At 40.4% G+C, this 17,232-nt stretch carries 15 protein-coding genes and 2 pseudogenes; 8 read left to right on the forward strand and 9 right to left on the reverse strand.

What is annotated here, in order from left to right; all coding sequences use genetic code 11:
- Positions 1-122: 122 nt before the first annotated feature.
- Together HMPREF0023_RS00570 and aac(6')-I are read left to right on the forward strand one after the other, a co-directional pair.
- Entirely contained in the window at positions 123-737 is a 615-nt protein-coding gene (locus HMPREF0023_RS00570; RefSeq protein ID WP_005081763.1) for a carbonic anhydrase, read from the forward strand.
- A gap of 84 nt (positions 738-821) precedes the next feature.
- On the forward strand, positions 822-1,259 hold the full coding sequence (gene aac(6')-I, locus HMPREF0023_RS00575; protein WP_008940904.1) for an AAC(6')-Ighjkrstuvwx family aminoglycoside N-acetyltransferase: 438 nt from the start codon (positions 822-824) through the stop codon (positions 1,257-1,259).
- A gap of 21 nt (positions 1,260-1,280) precedes the next feature.
- On the opposite strand, the gene HMPREF0023_RS00580 is transcribed toward aac(6')-I, so the two are convergent.
- The gene (locus HMPREF0023_RS00580) at positions 1,281-1,910 is read right to left on the reverse strand and encodes an arylesterase (protein WP_026056299.1); all 630 of its coding nucleotides are present in this window, start codon (positions 1,908-1,910) and stop codon (positions 1,281-1,283) included.
- 37 nt (positions 1,911-1,947) lie between these two features.
- On the opposite strand from HMPREF0023_RS00580, the gene HMPREF0023_RS00585 reads away from it, so the two are divergent.
- The 3 genes and pseudogenes from HMPREF0023_RS00585 to HMPREF0023_RS00590 form a co-directional block, all read left to right on the forward strand.
- On the forward strand, positions 1,948-2,652 hold the full coding sequence (locus HMPREF0023_RS00585) for an ABC transporter ATP-binding protein (RefSeq protein WP_004638327.1): 705 nt from the start codon (positions 1,948-1,950) through the stop codon (positions 2,650-2,652).
- Positions 2,649-3,282: pseudogene (locus tag HMPREF0023_RS17095) on the forward strand (ABC transporter permease); the annotation flags it as partial. The gene HMPREF0023_RS00585 and the pseudogene HMPREF0023_RS17095, both read left to right, overlap by 4 nt.
- 77 nt (positions 3,283-3,359) lie before the next feature.
- Positions 3,360-5,135 (forward strand): annotated as a pseudogene (locus tag HMPREF0023_RS00590) (ABC transporter permease); the annotation flags it as partial.
- A gap of 80 nt (positions 5,136-5,215) precedes the next feature.
- On the opposite strand, the gene HMPREF0023_RS00595 reads toward HMPREF0023_RS00590, so the two are convergent.
- Together HMPREF0023_RS00595 and HMPREF0023_RS00600 are read right to left on the reverse strand one after the other, a co-directional pair.
- Entirely contained in the window at positions 5,216-5,644 is a 429-nt protein-coding gene (locus tag HMPREF0023_RS00595; RefSeq protein WP_008940907.1) for a VOC family protein, read from the reverse strand.
- 261 nt (positions 5,645-5,905) lie between these two features.
- Positions 5,906-6,709, reverse strand: coding sequence for a rhomboid family intramembrane serine protease (locus HMPREF0023_RS00600; RefSeq protein ID WP_008940908.1), 804 nt, complete (start codon positions 6,707-6,709; stop codon positions 5,906-5,908).
- Between the two features lie 98 nt (positions 6,710-6,807).
- Here HMPREF0023_RS00600 and mtgA point away from each other — a divergent pair, with 98 nt between their 5' ends.
- Together mtgA and ppk1 are read left to right on the forward strand one after the other, a co-directional pair.
- Positions 6,808-7,479, forward strand: coding sequence for a monofunctional biosynthetic peptidoglycan transglycosylase (gene mtgA / locus HMPREF0023_RS00605; RefSeq protein WP_004638331.1), 672 nt, complete (start codon positions 6,808-6,810; stop codon positions 7,477-7,479).
- A 155-nt stretch (positions 7,480-7,634) separates the two neighbouring features.
- Positions 7,635-9,713 (forward strand): polyphosphate kinase 1, encoded by a 2,079-nt coding sequence (ppk1, locus tag HMPREF0023_RS00610; protein ID WP_008940909.1) that lies wholly within the window; start codon positions 7,635-7,637, stop codon positions 9,711-9,713.
- Positions 9,714-9,761: 48 nt separating this feature from the next.
- Here ppk1 and HMPREF0023_RS00615 read toward each other — a convergent pair whose 3' ends face one another.
- From HMPREF0023_RS00615 to HMPREF0023_RS00630, 5 genes are all read right to left on the reverse strand, one after another.
- Positions 9,762-10,805, reverse strand: a complete 1,044-nt coding sequence (locus tag HMPREF0023_RS00615; protein ID WP_008940910.1) for an NAD(P)H-dependent flavin oxidoreductase — start codon at positions 10,803-10,805, stop codon at positions 9,762-9,764.
- A gap of 276 nt (positions 10,806-11,081) precedes the next feature.
- Positions 11,082-12,086 carry a cytochrome d ubiquinol oxidase subunit II gene (cydB, locus tag HMPREF0023_RS00620; RefSeq protein ID WP_017396581.1) on the reverse strand — a complete coding sequence of 335 codons (1,005 nt, stop codon included), beginning with the start codon at positions 12,084-12,086 and terminating at the stop codon, positions 11,082-11,084.
- 1 nt (position 12,087) lies between these two features.
- The gene (locus tag HMPREF0023_RS00625; RefSeq protein ID WP_005081790.1) at positions 12,088-13,521 is read right to left on the reverse strand and encodes a cytochrome ubiquinol oxidase subunit I; all 1,434 of its coding nucleotides are present in this window, start codon (positions 13,519-13,521) and stop codon (positions 12,088-12,090) included.
- A gap of 153 nt (positions 13,522-13,674) precedes the next feature.
- The gene (locus HMPREF0023_RS16625) at positions 13,675-14,133 is read right to left on the reverse strand and encodes a DUF2946 domain-containing protein (RefSeq protein WP_035369668.1); all 459 of its coding nucleotides are present in this window, start codon (positions 14,131-14,133) and stop codon (positions 13,675-13,677) included.
- A gap of 206 nt (positions 14,134-14,339) precedes the next feature.
- Complete coding sequence (locus tag HMPREF0023_RS00630) at positions 14,340-15,041, reverse strand: VIT1/CCC1 transporter family protein (RefSeq protein WP_004638338.1); 702 nt, start codon at positions 15,039-15,041, stop codon at positions 14,340-14,342.
- Positions 15,042-15,261: 220 nt separating this feature from the next.
- On the opposite strand from HMPREF0023_RS00630, the gene HMPREF0023_RS00635 reads away from it, so the two are divergent.
- The gene (locus HMPREF0023_RS00635) at positions 15,262-16,476 is read left to right on the forward strand and encodes a tetratricopeptide repeat protein (RefSeq protein ID WP_008940913.1); all 1,215 of its coding nucleotides are present in this window, start codon (positions 15,262-15,264) and stop codon (positions 16,474-16,476) included.
- A 35-nt stretch (positions 16,477-16,511) separates the two neighbouring features.
- Here the strand turns inward: HMPREF0023_RS00635 and HMPREF0023_RS00640 are convergent.
- The coding region (locus HMPREF0023_RS00640; RefSeq protein ID WP_008940914.1) for a hypothetical protein at positions 16,512-17,232 on the reverse strand (721 nt) is incomplete at its 5' end.

A 17,232-nucleotide genomic window follows, 5' to 3' on the forward strand; every position in this document is an offset into this window, starting at 1 on the left:
TGTTCCTTAGTCGATGCAGTTTATATTTTTGTCAGTGACATTCAACTTAGCGCAGATTAAACTTAAGGGGGCTGTTGATTTTCAGCCCCTATTTCTCATGTTTACCATAGATGGATATCCACATGCTCACTGCCAAAGAAACTCTAGAACGTTTAAAAGCTGGTAATGCTCGTTTTGTGAAAGGGGAAGCAACCCAACAAAAATTGCTCACTCATCAAGAGCGTGCCGAGATGGCAAGTGAACAAAATCCTTTTGCGATTATTTTGGGTTGTTCAGATTCACGCGTGCCTGCTGAAATGGTGTTTGATCAAGGCTTAGGTGATTTATTCGTGATACGTGTTGCGGGTAATATTGTTGCACCGTCGCAAGTCGGCAGTGTTGAGTTTGCCGCTGAACGATATGATTGCGCCGTGGTAGTGGTTTTGGGGCATAGCCATTGTGGTGCAATCCAAGCAACTATTGATACTCTAAAGAATCCAGATCAACCGCCATCATCAAACCTGATGTCAATTGTGAATCGTGTGCGTCCTTCGGTAGAAATTTTGATGCAAACTGAGTTAAAGGACGATTTGAAAAAACTGTGCGCTCATGCTGTTCGTTCAAATGTTTTCGCGTCTGTAAACCAGTTACGACATGGTTCTGCTGTATTAGAGAGCCTAATTGAAAAAGGTAAAATGATTGTTGTGGGTGCTGAATACTCACTAGAAACAGGTGAAGTCACATTCTTTGATTTTTAAATCATATCCATGGCTAACTTTTTAAGTTAGCCATATTTCAGCTGTTATTTTCAGGATGTTGATGAGCATAGTGGTGGTTATCTCATGAATATTAAACCTGCATCAGAAGCTTCACTCAAAGATTGGTTAGAATTAAGAAATAAATTGTGGAGTGATTCTGAATCTTCTCATTTACAAGAGATGCATCAATTATTAACCGAAAAATATGCCCTACAATTATTGGCCTATTCCGATCACCAAGCTATTGCGATGTTAGAAGCCTCAATTCGGTTTGAATATGTGAATGGGACTGAGACTTCTCCTGTGGGTTTTTTGGAAGGTATTTACGTACTTCCTGAACAGCGTCGCTCGGGCGTTGCAACCATGCTTATTCGACAGGCCGAAGTGTGGGCAAAACAATTTTCTTGCACTGAATTTGCATCTGATGCTGCATTGGACAATGTAATTAGTCATGCTATGCATCGTTCATTAGGTTTTCAAGAAACTGAAAAAGTCGTTTATTTTAGTAAAAAAATAGATTAATCCAACTTGAGATGCAGTTATTTACAACGCCCCTCGAATATAAGGATAAGCCAAGTTAAGCATGATCGGTTGTGCTTTGGCATTTGGATGAATTTGATCGTTCTGCATCAAACTTTTATTGCCCGCTACACCTTCAAGAAAAAACGGTAGTAGTTTAATACGGTATTGTTGACTTACAACTTTATAATTATTTTCAAAAGCACGGCTATAGGCTGTACCATAATTTGGTGGTATTTTCATACCAAACAGTAAAACAGTGGCCTTTTGTTTCTGACTCAGTTGCACCAATTGAGCTAAATTTTTTTGAATCAATTGTGGTGGTTGCCCACGTAACCCATCATTTCCACCCAGCTCAATGACGACAACTTCAGGTTGATAGGTTTGCAAAAGTTTGGGTAGCCGTGCGAGCGCACCACTTGTAGTTTCTCCACTTACGCTTGCATTGACCACCTTATGCTGTTTCGGATAGTGTTGGTCTAAACGTTGTTGTAGTAAGTGAACCCAACCTTGTTTGGTTTCAATACCATAACCTGCGCTCAGACTGTCGCCCAATATTAAAATCGTCTTTGCAGAAGCCAGCATCGGAGATAGAAAAACGCCGATCATCATCAATGGTTTCGATATCGACAAAATCACTCTAGAAATTTGCATAACCGTAATTAATTTGCTCAACAGGATACGTGACATCATGCCACAACCGATTATTTCTGCTCAAAAAGTTACACAAAATATTCAAATTAATCAGCAAAGTTTAACGATCTTAAGAGAGATTGATCTTGAGATTTATCAAGGTGAGCAAATTGCGATTACGGGGCGATCAGGTTCGGGTAAGTCCACACTGTTAGGTATTTTAGCAACACTGGATCGACCAAGTAGTGGTGAGTTATGGGTATGTGGACAAGCCGTTCATACGCTGACCGAAGAGCAACGTGCGCAGGTACGATTAGAGAATATTGGTTTTGTATTTCAGTCCTTTCAACTATTGCCCCAGTTGAGCGCTTTAGAAAATGTGATGTTGCCGTTACGTTTACAGCCAAACTTTAATTTTAAGCAAGCAGAGCAAAAAGCTTTGGCATGGTTAGAGCGTGTTGGGCTCGTTCGTCAAGCTCAACAAACACCGAAAGTGTTATCGGGTGGTGAACAACAACGTGTTGCGATTGCTCGTGCTTTGATCGCAGAACCGAAGATTATTTTTGCCGATGAACCAACAGGCAATCTTGATGGTCAAACTGCGGAAGAGATTGAGCAGCTTTTGTTTGATTTGAATAAGGCGCTTGGAACAACTTTAGTTTTAGTCACGCATGATCAAAATCTAGCCGCAATGTGCCAACGACATGTACGACTTGTCGATGGTCAAGTTCAGGATGTAATCAAAGTCGGGGAAGGGGTATGAATTCAATTGTAAAACCCTTACTACTACAGAGCTTTCGTACAGGTGGATTGTATCTGTTGATCATTGCTTTATCTCTCGCGATCAGCGCTACGACCGCATTAAAATTTAGCAATACACAAGTACAAAATGCTGTCACTCTACAAGCTGCAGAAATGCTTGGCGCTGATTTGGTGTTATCTGACCATGAGCCTATCCAAGCCGATTGGTATCAGCAGGCTGAAAAACTAGATCTGAAGCAGTCTGCTGTAACGGTCTTTGGCTCTATGGCACATACGGATGATCAGTTTGTGATGGTGAATGTTAAAGCCGTCGATGAAAATTTTCCTTTACGAGGGAAATTAGAGATTTCACCAGTGGCACAGACGATTCAGTCGGGACAAGTGTGGTTAAGTCCTCGAGCAATGGACTTATTACAGGTAAAGATCGGGGATCAGGTTGCGATTGCAGATGGCCAGTTTAAGGTCACAGGGCAGATTGAACACGATTCGAATCAAGAACTTGGTTTTTCTGGTTTTTCACCGACTGTGATCATTCATCAAACTGATATTGCTAAAACCAATGCTGTTCAAGTGGGAAGCCGCATAGAATATCGTTTACTTATGGCTGGAACACCGGCACAGGTCAACACATTTCAACAACAGTTTGAACTGCAAAACAAGCAAGATCATCCTGAGGTTCAAACAGATGATCTTAGCATGTCGAACCAAGAGACGAGTTCTCTAAAATTGCGAGATGCGAGTCAATCCAATACGCGATTGATGAAACCAATTGAAAATTTGGATACGTTCTTGCAGCTTGCCAATTTGTTGACGATTTTATTGTGCGGCATTGCCATTGCCTTAACCAGTCAACGTTATGTACAACAAAACCAAGATCATATTGCATTGTTACGTTGTATGGGTGCAAGTAAGAAACAAATCATTGTGGCTTATTGTGTGTTACTCGCAGTGGTCAGTGCCTTATCGATTATGGTCGGAAGTCTGATTGGTATCGGTTTAGGCTATGGTTTGTTGCAGTTAATGTTGCAGTTGATACCGCAATTACAATTGAGTTTTGCAATTGGTGATTTATTTTATGCCTTACCGGTCGCTATTTTTACCAGTGTGATGGTGCTGATTGGTTTTATTTTGCCAAGTATTTGGGAACTGCTAAACACACCTCCAATTCGAGTGATTCGACAGCAAGAACGTTCGCGTAAATCTTACGTTGCAATGTTTGCGGTAGGGGTGACGAGTTTAATGGTTTTTAGTTTGGTATTGAGCGATAACCTGTCACTCAGTATGTTAGTGTTAGCTGCAATCTTGTTCTTGTGTGCTGTACTTTATGTACTGATTTGGCTGTTATTAAAAGCGATCAAACAGCTTAAACATCCAATCTCTGCCTATGTACGGATTCCTCATCAAACCGCTTTGCAAATTACAGCTTTGGCCTTGGGGTTAAGTTTAATAACAGTGCTCAGTGTTTTAAGAACCGATTTATTACAACGATGGCAACAGCAATTGCCTGAAGGTACACCCAATCAGTTTGTTTATGGTTTACCACCTTTTGATATGCCTCTGCTAAAACAGCAAATTGAACAAAATGGTTGGCAATCCACACCACTTTATCCAAATATTCGGGGACGATTGATCGCAAAAAATGGTGAGGCATTTTCTCCGGAATTGGTTGAGCAAAATAACTCATTACGCCGTGAACTCAATTTAACTCAAACGACAGATTTTCCGGATGACAATGTCATTACAAGTGGTGAGCATGTTTTTACGAAAACACATCAAGTTTCTGTCGAAGAAAAGCTAGCTGCTGAATTAGGTATCCAGATCGGCGATGAACTCAGTTTTAATTTGCCTGAAGGAACGTTGCAAGCCACAGTAATCAACCTCAGATCGGTTGAGTGGGAGAGCTTTAGCCCAAATTTCTTCTTTATTTTTTCGCCAAATAGCATGGATGAAAATGCAGGTAGTTATCTGGGGAGTTTTTACGTACCTCCTACGGATCAAGCCAAAATGGTGTCCTTAATTCAACAGTTTTCAAATACCGTGTTTATTGATGTGGGACGCGTTTTGGATGAAGTGAAAAGACTGATGAATGTACTGGTGCAAATCGTCACAGTATTGGCAATGCTGGTTGGACTATCTGGTTTACTGGTATTGATTGCCTGTCTAAATGTATTGATGGATGAACGACGTAAAGAAGTCGCGTTAATGCGCTCATTTGGAATTGCTAAAAATAAATTGAAACGGATGCTCAGTTTAGAGATCGGTTTTATTGGTGCATTGGCTGGTGTGGTAGCCTGTCTTTTTGCTGAGGTGATTAGTGCGATTGCCAGTTATAAAATGCAAATGGCAATCCAATGGCACCCTGAGATTTGGTTAATTCTGCCGTTGAGTATGCTGTTGGTTTGTACCTTGATTGGACGTTATCGCCTAAGCTATTTATGTGATATTCCACCCTTGCAGAGCTTGAGGGAAATCAACCAATCTTAAAAATCATGTAATGATTTAGATGCAAGATATTGTGTTATTTTGCATCTAAATCCTACTATACTTTAAAAAACTTCGTTTGATCAACAATTCGAGGGTGGCATAATTTGTGGATTCCAGACGATTTCCCAAAGATGGCCATTCGGATCAAGAAAGTATCCTGCGTAACCGCCATAAAAAGTATTTTGGGCTTGTTTCACGATGACAGCACCTGCTTTTTTCGCAGTTTCCATAATTTCATCAACTTCACTTTTATTGCTGACATTATGTCCAATCGACATGGCGGTTGAACTAATGGGTTGCTGAATTAATCCTGCATCAATCGCGAGATCTTCTTGAGCAAAGATTGCGAGTTTTAGTCCACGTTGAAGATCAAAGAAAGCAACAGCGCCATGTTCAAACTCCTGACCTACAATACCTTCTGTTTGCAGCCCAAGACCATCACGGTAGAAAATAAGCGATTGTTCTAGATCGGTAACGCCAAGCGTTAAAATGGAAATGTGTGGTTTCATCTTTGTGCCCCTCTTGATGTCATAGATGTACCTACATGAAGTGAGTACATTATTCGTCATGGGCCGTTAGTCGAATAACGGAAGAACTCGTATCAACGAGGGAATGGGCCAACCGTCCCAAACCTAATCTGTTTTTGACAAAAAAAGCATAATAAATGGATGGATTTTAGTCAATATTGAAAGGGTAGTATGCGCATGAATGGATTAAATTGGGCGGTGATTTGTTTGAGATGATCGCCCAATTTAATTGTTTAAGTGATTTTAATTGAGTTTATTTTGAATCAAAATCTCATACCATAACGGATGTAGTGTTTGACCTAATGCTGTGCAGTAAACGTAAAATCCATATAGCAATAGTGTTGCAATCAGGACAGCTCCAAGTTGGAACATTATTTTTTTCCCAGTTTTTTGGCTGAGATACCATGCGGTTGCTAAAACAGCACCCATGAGCATCCCACCGATATGGGCAGCATTATTAATCCCTGAAACTGTGAAGCCGAATATGAGGTTAATTGCCATAATGAATAGCAAAGATTTCTTATCTAAGAGAAAGCGTTGTCGTGGCAACACCGGTAAGACGGAAATAATGGTAAGGGCTGCACCTAATCCCATCACTGCACCAGAAGCACCAGCACTGATTTTAGGTAAGTATTTTGGATCAAAATGCTGTAGCAATTGATAGCCATCTAGGATACTGAGATAGCTTGATAGAACACTTCCCATCAACCCAGCAAGGAAATAAAGTGCAATATAGTAGCGACGACCAAACAGTTGCTCAGCGATACTGCCAAAAATGTATAATGCCCACATATTCAGCATGAGATGGATCATTCCGAAATGGAAAAACATGCTGCTGAAAAGCCGTTCTGGCTGACCTAAAAAGGTCAGTGGTGTGAAATCTGCTCCCCAAGCAATTGCATCAACAGGGGAAGGGTCGGTAATATCGACGCCTGTGAGGATTTGCCAGCCAAATAGGCTCACGTTGACAGCAATCAAAGCTGCAGTAAACCACCAAGTATGTACGTGTAATTTTTGAGTAATTTGTGGTGGTGTTGTTTCAGTCATGTACTTAAATGAGTGGCTGCAATGAAAAATAGCTTAGCATGAATCGAAGGTTTGTAGATACGACGCAGACTTTTTGCACCTAGGAGTGATGCATTTAAATGAAAGCCTTATTCGCGCGTATAGTGATGCTGATCATCGGCGTGATCTTACTGATTCAGTTGTGGATTTTTAGTAGTCTCGTTTGGTGGCGCACTCATCCCGTCAATACCACCATGTTTATGCGTTTAGACTACTGGTCTGATCTAAAACCGATTCAACATCATTGGCGCGACTATGATGAAATCAGTGATAATTTCAAACATGCAGTTCTGGCGGGTGAGGATGCTAAATTTATTCATCATCATGGTTTCGACTGGGCTGGGATTCAGCATGCTTTAGAGCGTAATAATAAAAAAGGTGAAGTTGTGGCGGGCGGTTCGACGATTTCACAACAACTAGCGAAAAATTTATTCCTCTACAATAAACGTTCATTTGTGCGCAAAGGACAAGAAGCCATCGCGACATGGATGATGGAGCGTATGTGGTCAAAACGTAGAATTTTAGAAGTGTATATGAACTCTGTTGAGTTCGGACAAAATATTTACGGTGTAGAAGCTGCTGCGCAATTTTATTATGGCAAAAGTGCGAAAAGCTTAACGCGCGAACAGGCCGCCTTTCTCGCTGCATTGCTACCAAACCCTAAATATTATCAAAACAACCGTAATGATCGAAAGTTGCAATACCGTAAGCGTGTTATTTTGAAATATATGAACGGGACGCAAAAACCTTAAATGTTCATTTGGTAGTTGATGAATAAGAACTCCGCAGATTGGAATTATTTTATAAAAGAAAAGCTCAATATTTTTGGGCTTTTTTACCAAATTGACATAATTTTGCAGCATACTTAAATCATCACTTGATAAATGATAATGCGACAAGGTTCGGTATGAATACTGCAGTGACGACAACAGCGCCAATAGAATACAGTTACAACGATCGTTATATTAATCGTGAACTTTCAATTCTTGATTTCCATCTTCGTGTATTGGAACAAGCAGTTGATCCACTTCATCCCTTGTTAGAGCGGATGAACTTTTTGCTGATCTTTTCACGTAACCTCGATGAGTTTTTTGAAATTCGTGTCGCAGGGGTTATGGAGCAACTAACATTAGGTAATGAAAGCCGTACTCCTGATGGCTTAACCCCAAAGCAAGTGTTGGAACAAATTTCCAAAACAGCACATGCTGCGATCGAGCGCCAGTATCGTATTCTTAACCAAGAAATTTTACCGAAGTTACGCGAAGAAGATATTTGCTTTTTACGTCGTGGTGAATTAACACCAGCTCAATCGGCATGGATTAAGAAATATTTCCAAGAACAAGTTGCACCTGTACTGACACCTATTAGCCTTGATCCTGCTCATCCATTTCCACGCTTAGTGAATAAAAGTTTAAACTTTATTGTGACTTTGGAAGGTAAGGATGCGTTTGGTCGTCAAATTGATCTAGCGGTTGTGCCTGCTCCACGTTCATTACCTCGTGTTGTTCGATTACCTGATGAATTAACAGATGGTAAGGAATATCATGTGATGTTATCTGCCATCATCCATGAGCACGTATCAGATTTGTTCCCCGGAATGACTGCGACAGGATGTTATCAGTTCCGCGTCACCCGAAATGCAGACTTGGCACTAAATGAAGATGTTGAAGATTTAGCGAAAGCTTTGAAAGGTGAGTTGAGTTCACGTCGTTTTGGTCGAGCGGTGCGTTTAGAAGTCACACATAACTGTCCACAGCATATCTATAAATATTTGTTAGATGAATTTGATCTAAATGAAGAGCAGCTTTACCGTGTGGATGGACCGGTAAATTTAGCGCGTCTACTTTCTAATTTTAAACGTCCTCATCTACGTTATGACTCACACACGCCTATCTTACCTAGAGCGTTTAAAAAGTCTGAGAATATTTTTGCGGCGATGCAAAAGCAGGACATTCTCCTACACCATCCTTTTGAGTCATTTGTACCAGTGATTCAATTATTACGCGAAGCGGCACGTGATCCTCAAGTTTTGGCGATCAAACAAACCCTTTATCGTAGTGGCGCTGACTCAGAAATCGTGCAAGTGCTTGCTGAAGCGGCACGCAATGGTAAAGAAGTGACGGCTGTGATTGAGCTGCGTGCACGATTTGATGAAGAGTCAAATATCGAAGTGGCAAACGTTTTACAAGAAGCGGGAGCGGTGGTTGTATACGGTATCGTTGGTTATAAGACTCACGCCAAAATGATTCTGGTTGTGCGCCGTGAAAATAATAAACTGATTCGTTATGTTCATTTAGGTACGGGTAATTACCACGCAGGCAATGCGCGTATTTATACTGACTACGGCTTGATGACCACTGACAAAGATATTTGTGAAGATGTGCATCGGATTTTCCAAGAGCTCACGGGTATGGGCAAAATGGCAAAACCGAAAAAGCTTTTGCATGCACCATTTACTTTGCACGCGCAGTTGATCAACTTTATTGATGATGAAATTGCAAATGTAAAAGCAGGAAAAGCAGCCCAAATTATCATTAAAGTAAATGCATTGACGGAAGTACAGTTGATCAACAAACTGTATGAAGCTTCTCAGGCGGGTGTGCAAATTGATTTAATTATTCGTTCTATCTGCTGCTTACGTCCAGGTTTGCCAAATCTGTCAGAAAACATTCGTGTGCGTTCGATCGTTGGTCGTTTCTTAGAACATACTCGTGTTTATTATTTCAGCAATAATGGCAATCCGCGTATTTATTGCTCAAGCGCAGACTGGATGGATCGTAATCTATTTAATCGTGTTGAAGCGTGTTTCCCGATTGAAGATCCTGCGTTGAAAAAGTCGATTTATCAACTGGGTCTGTTAAATTATCTTAAAGACAATCAACAAGCATGGTTGCTACAAGGTGATGGTGTTTGGGTACGTGCCCAGCTTGCTGAAGGAGAAACTCCTCATAATGCACAGCAGAAGTTATTAGAAGCGATTAAATGATTGAGTTAAAAAAATCGGCCTAATTAGGTCGATTTTTTTTGCGAAAATTTAGCGTGTGGTCATTTCTACAATCAGTTGATTGACTAAATCGGCGGCTTCTAATTCGCGAATCTGTGACACATTACTGCCTGCCCAAAATGCACCATAACTATAATCTTGATGCTGACTTGCGATGCTCATTAATTGTTTTGCCAAATCATAAGTATATGGATAAGCAGGGACCGTTGGTCGATTCGGTGCATCGATTTGCGTATGCCATGTGCCCAATAAACCACGTGCTGGGCGACCAGATAAACTTGCACTTATTTGTGTAATACTTTGGCTAAACAGCGCTTTACGATATGCAGCATTGGCACTTGAACTTTTACATTGTACAAATGCAGTCCCCAACTGTACGGCACTTGCGCCGTGTTTTAGCATATTTTTTGCCTGATCACCATTCATGATGCCGCCAGCAGCAATGATTGGTCGTGAACAGTGTTGAGTGAGTAATTCGACCAAATCACTGGTTTTGATTGCCGCATCAAAATGTTGATTAAAAATACCACGATGTCCACCAGCTTCAATGCCTTGCGCAATGATTAAATCAATACCAGCAGCTTCTATGGCTTGGGCTTCTATCAAATTTGTTGCAGACACCATCGTGATAATGCCCGCACTTTTGAGCGCTTTAATTTGATGAGCATGAGGAATCCCAAAATGAAAACTGACAGCTTTAGGTTTAGTCTCTAATACCACATTTAAAAAATCGTCATTTTCTAGAAAGCTGGGGTAAATACACTTGAGTTCAGTTGGTGGCTGAGCATCAAATTTTTTGAACGCTGGGGTTAAATATTCAATCCATTGTTGTTCATGCTGTGGATTTAATGGTTCTGGTCGATGACAAAAGAAATTGACTTGAAATGGATGGTCACTGAGCTGTTGAGTTTTTAAGATCAATTCTTTTGCTGATTCTGGTGTATTGGCACCAAGACCTAGAGATCCGAGTGCACCTTGATTGGAAACTTCAGCTGCAAGTTCAGGAGTAGACACACCTGCCATAGGTGCTAGAAAAATAGGATGTTTTATTTCTAGTAATTCTAAAATTGACATGTATTAGTACCTCATCTCTTTTCATCCAACATAGCTTAGATTTAAAAAAAATAGCAAATAATAGTGGTTATTTACTTGAGGAATGAACTATTAAGGAATGATGTAAAAAGGTGTTTGACTCATGAATAGTCAAACACCCAAAAGAGCTTAGAGGTTATTGATAAGCCAACATGAGCAAAGCCTTAAAGAGACCTGCGATAATTGCCAAACCTAAAAAACCAACTAGCCATAATCCGATAAACCATTTGATTTGTGATTTTTTCATTGGATTTCACCTCAATGATAGCCTTCGTCACCGATACGTACTTTATCTCTAAAGATCCAGTATCCCCAGAAGGTGTAGACCAAAATGATTGGGATCATGATTGCAGCACCGACTAAAGCAAAGATTTGGCTTTCTTTTGGCGCAGCGGCATCCCAAATCGTGACAGATGGTGGAATAATGTATGGCCATAAGCTAATGACAAAGCCAGAGTAGGCAAGAAACATCAGCATTAAAGTATAAATAAAAGGTTTATATTCACTTCTATTTACACAAGCACGCCATGCCAAATAGCTAAAAATCAGTACTAAAATTGGAACAGGGCTAAAGTAGATCAGTTGTGGCACAGTAAACCATTTTTCTGCAATGGCAGGTTGACTATATGGGGTATATAAGCTCACCGCAATGAAAATTGCTAATAGGCTGAAGATGAGTTTTGGCATCAGATCATACATTCTGTTTTGTAGTGCTTGGTCAGTTTTTAGAATTAACCAGCCACATCCCAACGCTGCATACATCACGACCACACCTAGACCAGTAAACAGCGAAAAAGGTGTTAGCCAGTCTAAACTGCCGCCGACATAGATACCATTTTCCGTTTTTAAACCTTGAATATAGGCACCTAAAATTACGCCTTGCAGGAAGCTGGCAAGTGTAGATCCCCAAATAAAAGCCATATCCCAAAGTGCTTTGGAGCGATTCGCTTTAAAGCGGAACTCAAAAGCAACGCCCCTAAAAATGAGTGCAATCACCATCAGGGTAATCGGCATATAGAGTGCGGATAATACGGTTGCATATACGATTGGGAAGGCAGCAAACAAACCAGCGCCGCCAAGCACCATCCATGTTTCATTGCCGTCCCACACGGGTGCAACGGTATTCATCATCACATCACGCTCTTGCTGACCTTTGATGAAGGGAAATAGAATCCCGATGCCGAGATCAAAACCATCAAGTACGACATAAATTAATACGCCTAAGGCAATAATCATTGCCCAAATAAGAGGAATATCGAACATGTTATTCTCCTTTCTTCTGGTCATTGTTATCGAGGCTTTCATCAACAGCACTCAGCGGACGCATTGGCGTTTTAAAATGACCAACGCCGCCAGAATCTTGGACTGGGGTATGAATGAATTGCGGACCTTTGTACATGAGCTTGAGAATGTAATAAATCCCAGTACCAAATACGATGGTGTATACCACCACGAAGATGATTAGGGTAAGGCCAACTTGACTTGCAGAAACACTTGATAATGCATCTTCTGTGCGTAATACACCATAGACCACCCAAGGTTGACGACCTAATTCAGTTGTAAACCAACCTGCCAGTAAGGCGATATAACCTGTCGGTCCCATGATGAGGGCAAATTTATGGAACCATTTTTTCTCATAAATTTGATCTTTCTTGCGGAGGATTAACCCGATCACGGCAAGTAAAACCATGAGTGTGCCTAGACCCACCATGATGCGAAAACTCCAAAATACCAGCGTTGAATTTGGACGATCTTTGGGTGCAAACTCTTTCAATCCTTTAACTTCGCCATCAAGGCTATGGGTAAGGATCAAACTTCCAAGATATGGAATACCTACTGCATATTTGGTGGTTTCAGCTTGCATATCTGGAATACCAAATAGATAAAGCGGCATAGGTTCGTTGACATTGGTTTCCCAATGTCCTTCCATTGCGGCTAGTTTGGCAGGCTGATATTTTAAAGTGTTCAAACCGTGATGATCGCCTATGATGACTTGTGCTGGTGCAGCGAATAAGATCATCCACATTGCCATGGAAAATGATTTCTTAACCAATGCGTCTCGACGACCACGTAATAAATGCCATGCTGCTGTTGCGGCAACGACTAAAGCAGAAACTAAAAATGCAGCGACAGCCATGTGTGCAAAGCGATAAGGGAATGACGGATTAAATACGATGGCAAACCAGTCTTTAGGGACAATAATGCCATTTTCTATTGCAAAGCCTTGGGGAGTCTGCATCCAACTATTGGATGATAAAATCCAAAACATGGAAATACAGGTACCGATTGCGACCATTAAGGTGGCAAAGAAATGGGCTCTTTCGCTGACACGCCCCCATCCAAATAGCATGATACCCAGAAACCCAGCTTCCAAGAAAAAGGCGGACAGCACTTCATAGGTCAGCAAGGGCCCAGTGACACTTCCTGCAATGCGTGAAAATTCACTCCAGTTTGTACCGAACTGATAGCTCATCACTACACCTGAAACAACCCCCATCCCGAAGGTCACAGCAAAGATTTTGAGCCAATATTTATAGAGGTCTTGATAAATCGGATCATGGCTTTTTAGCCATTTCCATTCTAAAACGGCAAGAAAACATGCCAGTCCAATCGATGTCGCTGGAAAAATAATATGGAATGAAACAGTAAATGCGAATTGGATACGTGCCAATTCTAATGCGGTTAAACCTAAATCCATCACGAAGCCTCCGATACCGATCGAAACGGTTGTTGAAGAACATTGAGATACAGAGATTTATTTGCGATAAAAATCGCCAGTGTTTGCTGCCAAACAACAAAACAAGTTTGAAAAAACATGGATTACTCACTTTTCAATAAATAGTTCTAAACGCTAATTAATTGAAAAATAGAGTGGTGGAGCTCGACCTTGGGGCAGAAGGAAAAGACGTTGTAAATCAAAAAAGAAGCTAAGGAAAAGCTGTTGCAAGTGAACATAACGCACTTGTATACGGACAAAGACTTCTTGAATACCTAATGTCGGCGGTACAACCAATTGTCCATAGAAAAAACAGAATGGGCATTGATGGTTAATATCATGCTGATGGGTATGATCGATGGCATCAGATGTGACATGATCAACTGTGCTGGCATGATGATGCTCAGAATGAGATCGAGAAACGATGGATGAGTTTTGTGTACCGTGATGATGTCGAGATTGGGATGACAGATGCACAACAGTCTCACAAGCTGGAGAAATTTGAAACTTCTCTGGCAAAAGAGGCTGCAGAAAAACAGCAAGTTGTAGTGTGATGGTTGCAAAAGCAAACCATATCCCAAGTCGATGTATCAAAACCGCTCTCTACATTGGATATTTACTGACTCTGTTCATAAATTGGCTTTTGAGCTTGGTTTATGAGTGTAAGTTCTCTTTGATCATACATCCAAATGATAAAAAAAGCTTTAGACTGTGAGGAATATTTTGCTTTTATATTTTTATGTCAAATAATTAACGTTATCTAATAAGTGTTTGAACAGAAAAGTGATCTAAGTGCGTAATCAAAGTGGATGAACATTAAATAGTGAACCGATCCAACTTGAGAACAGCATGGCTAAAATCCCCCAGATGGTAATCCTTAAGCTGCTTTTCAACATCGATGTTCTTGCAACATAACCTGAAAGTGCACCTAACAATGCTAAAGACAAAATGCCTGTGAACATAACGGTTTGCGAGACATAATTTTCAGCGCTGAGTAAAATAGCGAGCATCGGTAATGCTGCACCACACGAAAAAGCAGCGGCAGAAGACAGTGCAGCCTGAATAGGATTTGCAGCAGTATTTTCATGAATACCGATTTCATCTCTTGCGTGTGCAGCAAGTGCATCATGTGCAGTGAGTTGAGTTGCAACTTGTAATGCTAACTGTGTGTCTAATCCTCTAGCAATATAAATTTGGGTCAGTTCATTTAATTCAGCTTGTGGGTTTTTCTTGAGTTCTCTTGCTTCAAACTTTAAATCAGCCTTTTCAATATCCTCTTGAGATTTTACAGAAACATATTCGCCAGCAGCCATTGATGTTGCACCAGCAATTAAGCCTGCTATGCAAGTGACTAATAATGTCTGGTTATGTGCACCACTCGCTGCCATTCCCATAACTAAACTGGTGACGGAAATAATGCCATCATTTGCGCCCAAGACGGCAGCTCTTAACCAACCTGATCGTTGAATCACATGAGGTTCTGTATGATGTGAAAATGACATAGTTGTGCTCTTTGATGAAAAGTTAAAAAGTGTTTGTTTTCTTATGCGGCATACTATTTTTATCTATGATTCATATGCTGAATCGATTTATAAAATAACGTATTTTAACGACATGATAACAATGATTTAGTTATAATATGTGAATAAATTAACATTTTAAATTGATTTAAGCTGACGATTATATCCACTTATAACTGGCAATATTTACTTGAGATATGTGATGAAAAAATCAAAAAAACAATTACTCAGTCATACCTTGTTTACGTTAAGCCTTTTGTTTCCATTACAAGCGGTTATGAGTGCTGAAGCTGATTTCGTAAAAGAAGGTGATGCGGCTTATAAACCTGGCAATCCAATTTATGATCGATGGGATCAGTTTTATAAATTAGAACAACAGCAGCCAGAGCAGGCGGAAAAAATTCTGCTCGAACTTGCAGCACTTACCCCACAAGATATTAAAGTGTGGAAAAGTTTGACTTATTTACAAATTCGTTTGAATAAACAAGATCAGGCATTACACAGCGTTCGTAAAGCATCGCAACTTGCACCTCAGGATGATCAACTTAAGCTACAAGAAGCATATTTGTTGAATCAACTGAAGAGAGATAGAGAAGCTTTACCAATATTCAAAATGCTGGCTCAGTCAAATGATGTAGAAATCGCAACTAAAGCGCAGCAAGCAGTACAGAATTTAAGTGGTGGGACAGTCAAACCTGTATTCAAAGATATTTATTTTGCACCGTCTTATGAGTCGCGCTACGACGATTTTATTTTTCCGTTAAAAATGCGTTATGGACGTAATTTGGACAATGGCCGTGCACAGGTTTATGGCTTTATGAATCTAAATCGTGATACTAAATCACGTGGTGGAGTTCGACCTGAAATCATTGATGAGAATGCAGTGACGGTTGGTGTAGGGGCAAATTATCAGCCTTGGCTAAGTATCCCGATTAGAGCCTATTTAGAATTAGGTGGTAGTTATGACTTAATTGATCGTAATCGAGATAAGTTCCGTGAGAGTGTTGTTGGTGGTGTAACAGGTTATCAAGAATGGTACGCAAATCCGAGTGTAGAAAATCGCACGGTTTGGAATGATTATTTCACCGACCTGTATGGTAACGTGGCTAGTTATTCACGTGAAGATTATAACGTCATTGCAGATTTAAGATTACGCTCAGGTTTTAATGTTTACCGAGGTGAAACGGGAACTGTACAAGCCTATGCCAAATTACATGCTTTGGCAGATTCTGAAGGTGAGAATTATAATAATTTATTTGAATACGGTGCTGGTGTTGCGTGGCAACCGTTTAATTATGTGCCTGTAAAAGTACGTGTTGAGCGTTTATATGGCCACTATTTCAAAGATGCATTGGCGAATGGACAAGAGCGTTATAACAACACTCGAACGGAACTAGTATTTTATAAGAGTTTCTAAGATCTAGGCTGTCTTAGTGAAGAAACAGCCTTGTTTTATGAGCGATATTTAAGCTTATACCATAAGGCAATCATATAGACATTGATACGGCTCATATAGTGGGGGCCATCAAAGATATAAACTTTTTGTCCCTCGTAGGCTTTCAATTGTTCGATAATTTCCCAAGGATATGCAGCTCGAAAGTGTCCATTTTTGGTTGCTCGAAATGCTTCTAAAACAATAGTAATTTTATCTTTACCAAATTCATGTTGCAGCTCATCTAAGATGATCCTTGCTTGTTCAGGTGAACGAGTGCCTACACCAACGCCATCTTGAAAAAAAACATTAGTCTGCTCAGGCAACCAACTTTTTAACCATACATCGTAATGTGTTGGCATTTCATCTGCGCTATAAATGCTCACCCATAAAGGTTTTGGAAGTTGCGTTAAAGCTTGACCTAATATTCCTACACCTAACCAAGTTGGATCGGCCTCAACTGGAAAATAATATCCTTTGAGTGGAATAGATTGAGTATGTGCAATCAATTGTTTAGAGTTCTGAGCAAGTAACATGACTTGGGAGCGTGCCAGCTTTTCATCATATTCGCCTGCTAAACCTAAAATAATCTCCGATGCCCACGCATTTTGGTTTAGCTGTTGAAGATTTATATTTTTATCCCACTTTACAAAGCCAGTATCATGATCAAACCAAGATTTGGATTGAACAATTGACCATTGTGGAACAAATGTAGAAACCCCGAGTAGGTTCCAGTTGCCA

The sequence above is a fragment of the Acinetobacter sp. ATCC 27244 genome (genome assembly GCF_000156555.1).
Classification (GTDB): domain Bacteria; phylum Pseudomonadota; class Gammaproteobacteria; order Pseudomonadales; family Moraxellaceae; genus Acinetobacter; species Acinetobacter haemolyticus.

Excerpts from the sequence above, each read along its gene's own strand:
- mtgA (WP_004638331.1), top strand. The coding sequence starts at position 6,808 with ATGAAAGCCTTATTCGCGCGTATAGTGATGCTGATCATCGGCGTGATC.
- HMPREF0023_RS00595 (WP_008940907.1), bottom strand. The coding sequence starts at position 5,644 with ATGAAACCACACATTTCCATTTTAACGCTTGGCGTTACCGATCTAGAA.
- HMPREF0023_RS00625 (WP_005081790.1), bottom strand. The coding sequence starts at position 13,521 with ATGGATTTAGGTTTAACCGCATTAGAATTGGCACGTATCCAATTCGCA.
- cydB (WP_017396581.1), bottom strand. The coding sequence starts at position 12,086 with ATGTTCGATATTCCTCTTATTTGGGCAATGATTATTGCCTTAGGCGTA.
- HMPREF0023_RS00615 (WP_008940910.1), bottom strand. The coding sequence starts at position 10,805 with ATGTCAATTTTAGAATTACTAGAAATAAAACATCCTATTTTTCTAGCA.
- HMPREF0023_RS00570 (WP_005081763.1), top strand. The coding sequence starts at position 123 with ATGCTCACTGCCAAAGAAACTCTAGAACGTTTAAAAGCTGGTAATGCT.
- HMPREF0023_RS00635 (WP_008940913.1), top strand. The coding sequence starts at position 15,262 with ATGAAAAAATCAAAAAAACAATTACTCAGTCATACCTTGTTTACGTTA.
- ppk1 (WP_008940909.1), top strand. The coding sequence starts at position 7,635 with ATGAATACTGCAGTGACGACAACAGCGCCAATAGAATACAGTTACAAC.
- HMPREF0023_RS00600 (WP_008940908.1), bottom strand. The coding sequence starts at position 6,709 with ATGACTGAAACAACACCACCACAAATTACTCAAAAATTACACGTACAT.
- HMPREF0023_RS00585 (WP_004638327.1), top strand. The coding sequence starts at position 1,948 with ATGCCACAACCGATTATTTCTGCTCAAAAAGTTACACAAAATATTCAA.
- HMPREF0023_RS00630 (WP_004638338.1), bottom strand. The coding sequence starts at position 15,041 with ATGTCATTTTCACATCATACAGAACCTCATGTGATTCAACGATCAGGT.
- HMPREF0023_RS00580 (WP_026056299.1), bottom strand. The coding sequence starts at position 1,910 with ATGCAAATTTCTAGAGTGATTTTGTCGATATCGAAACCATTGATGATG.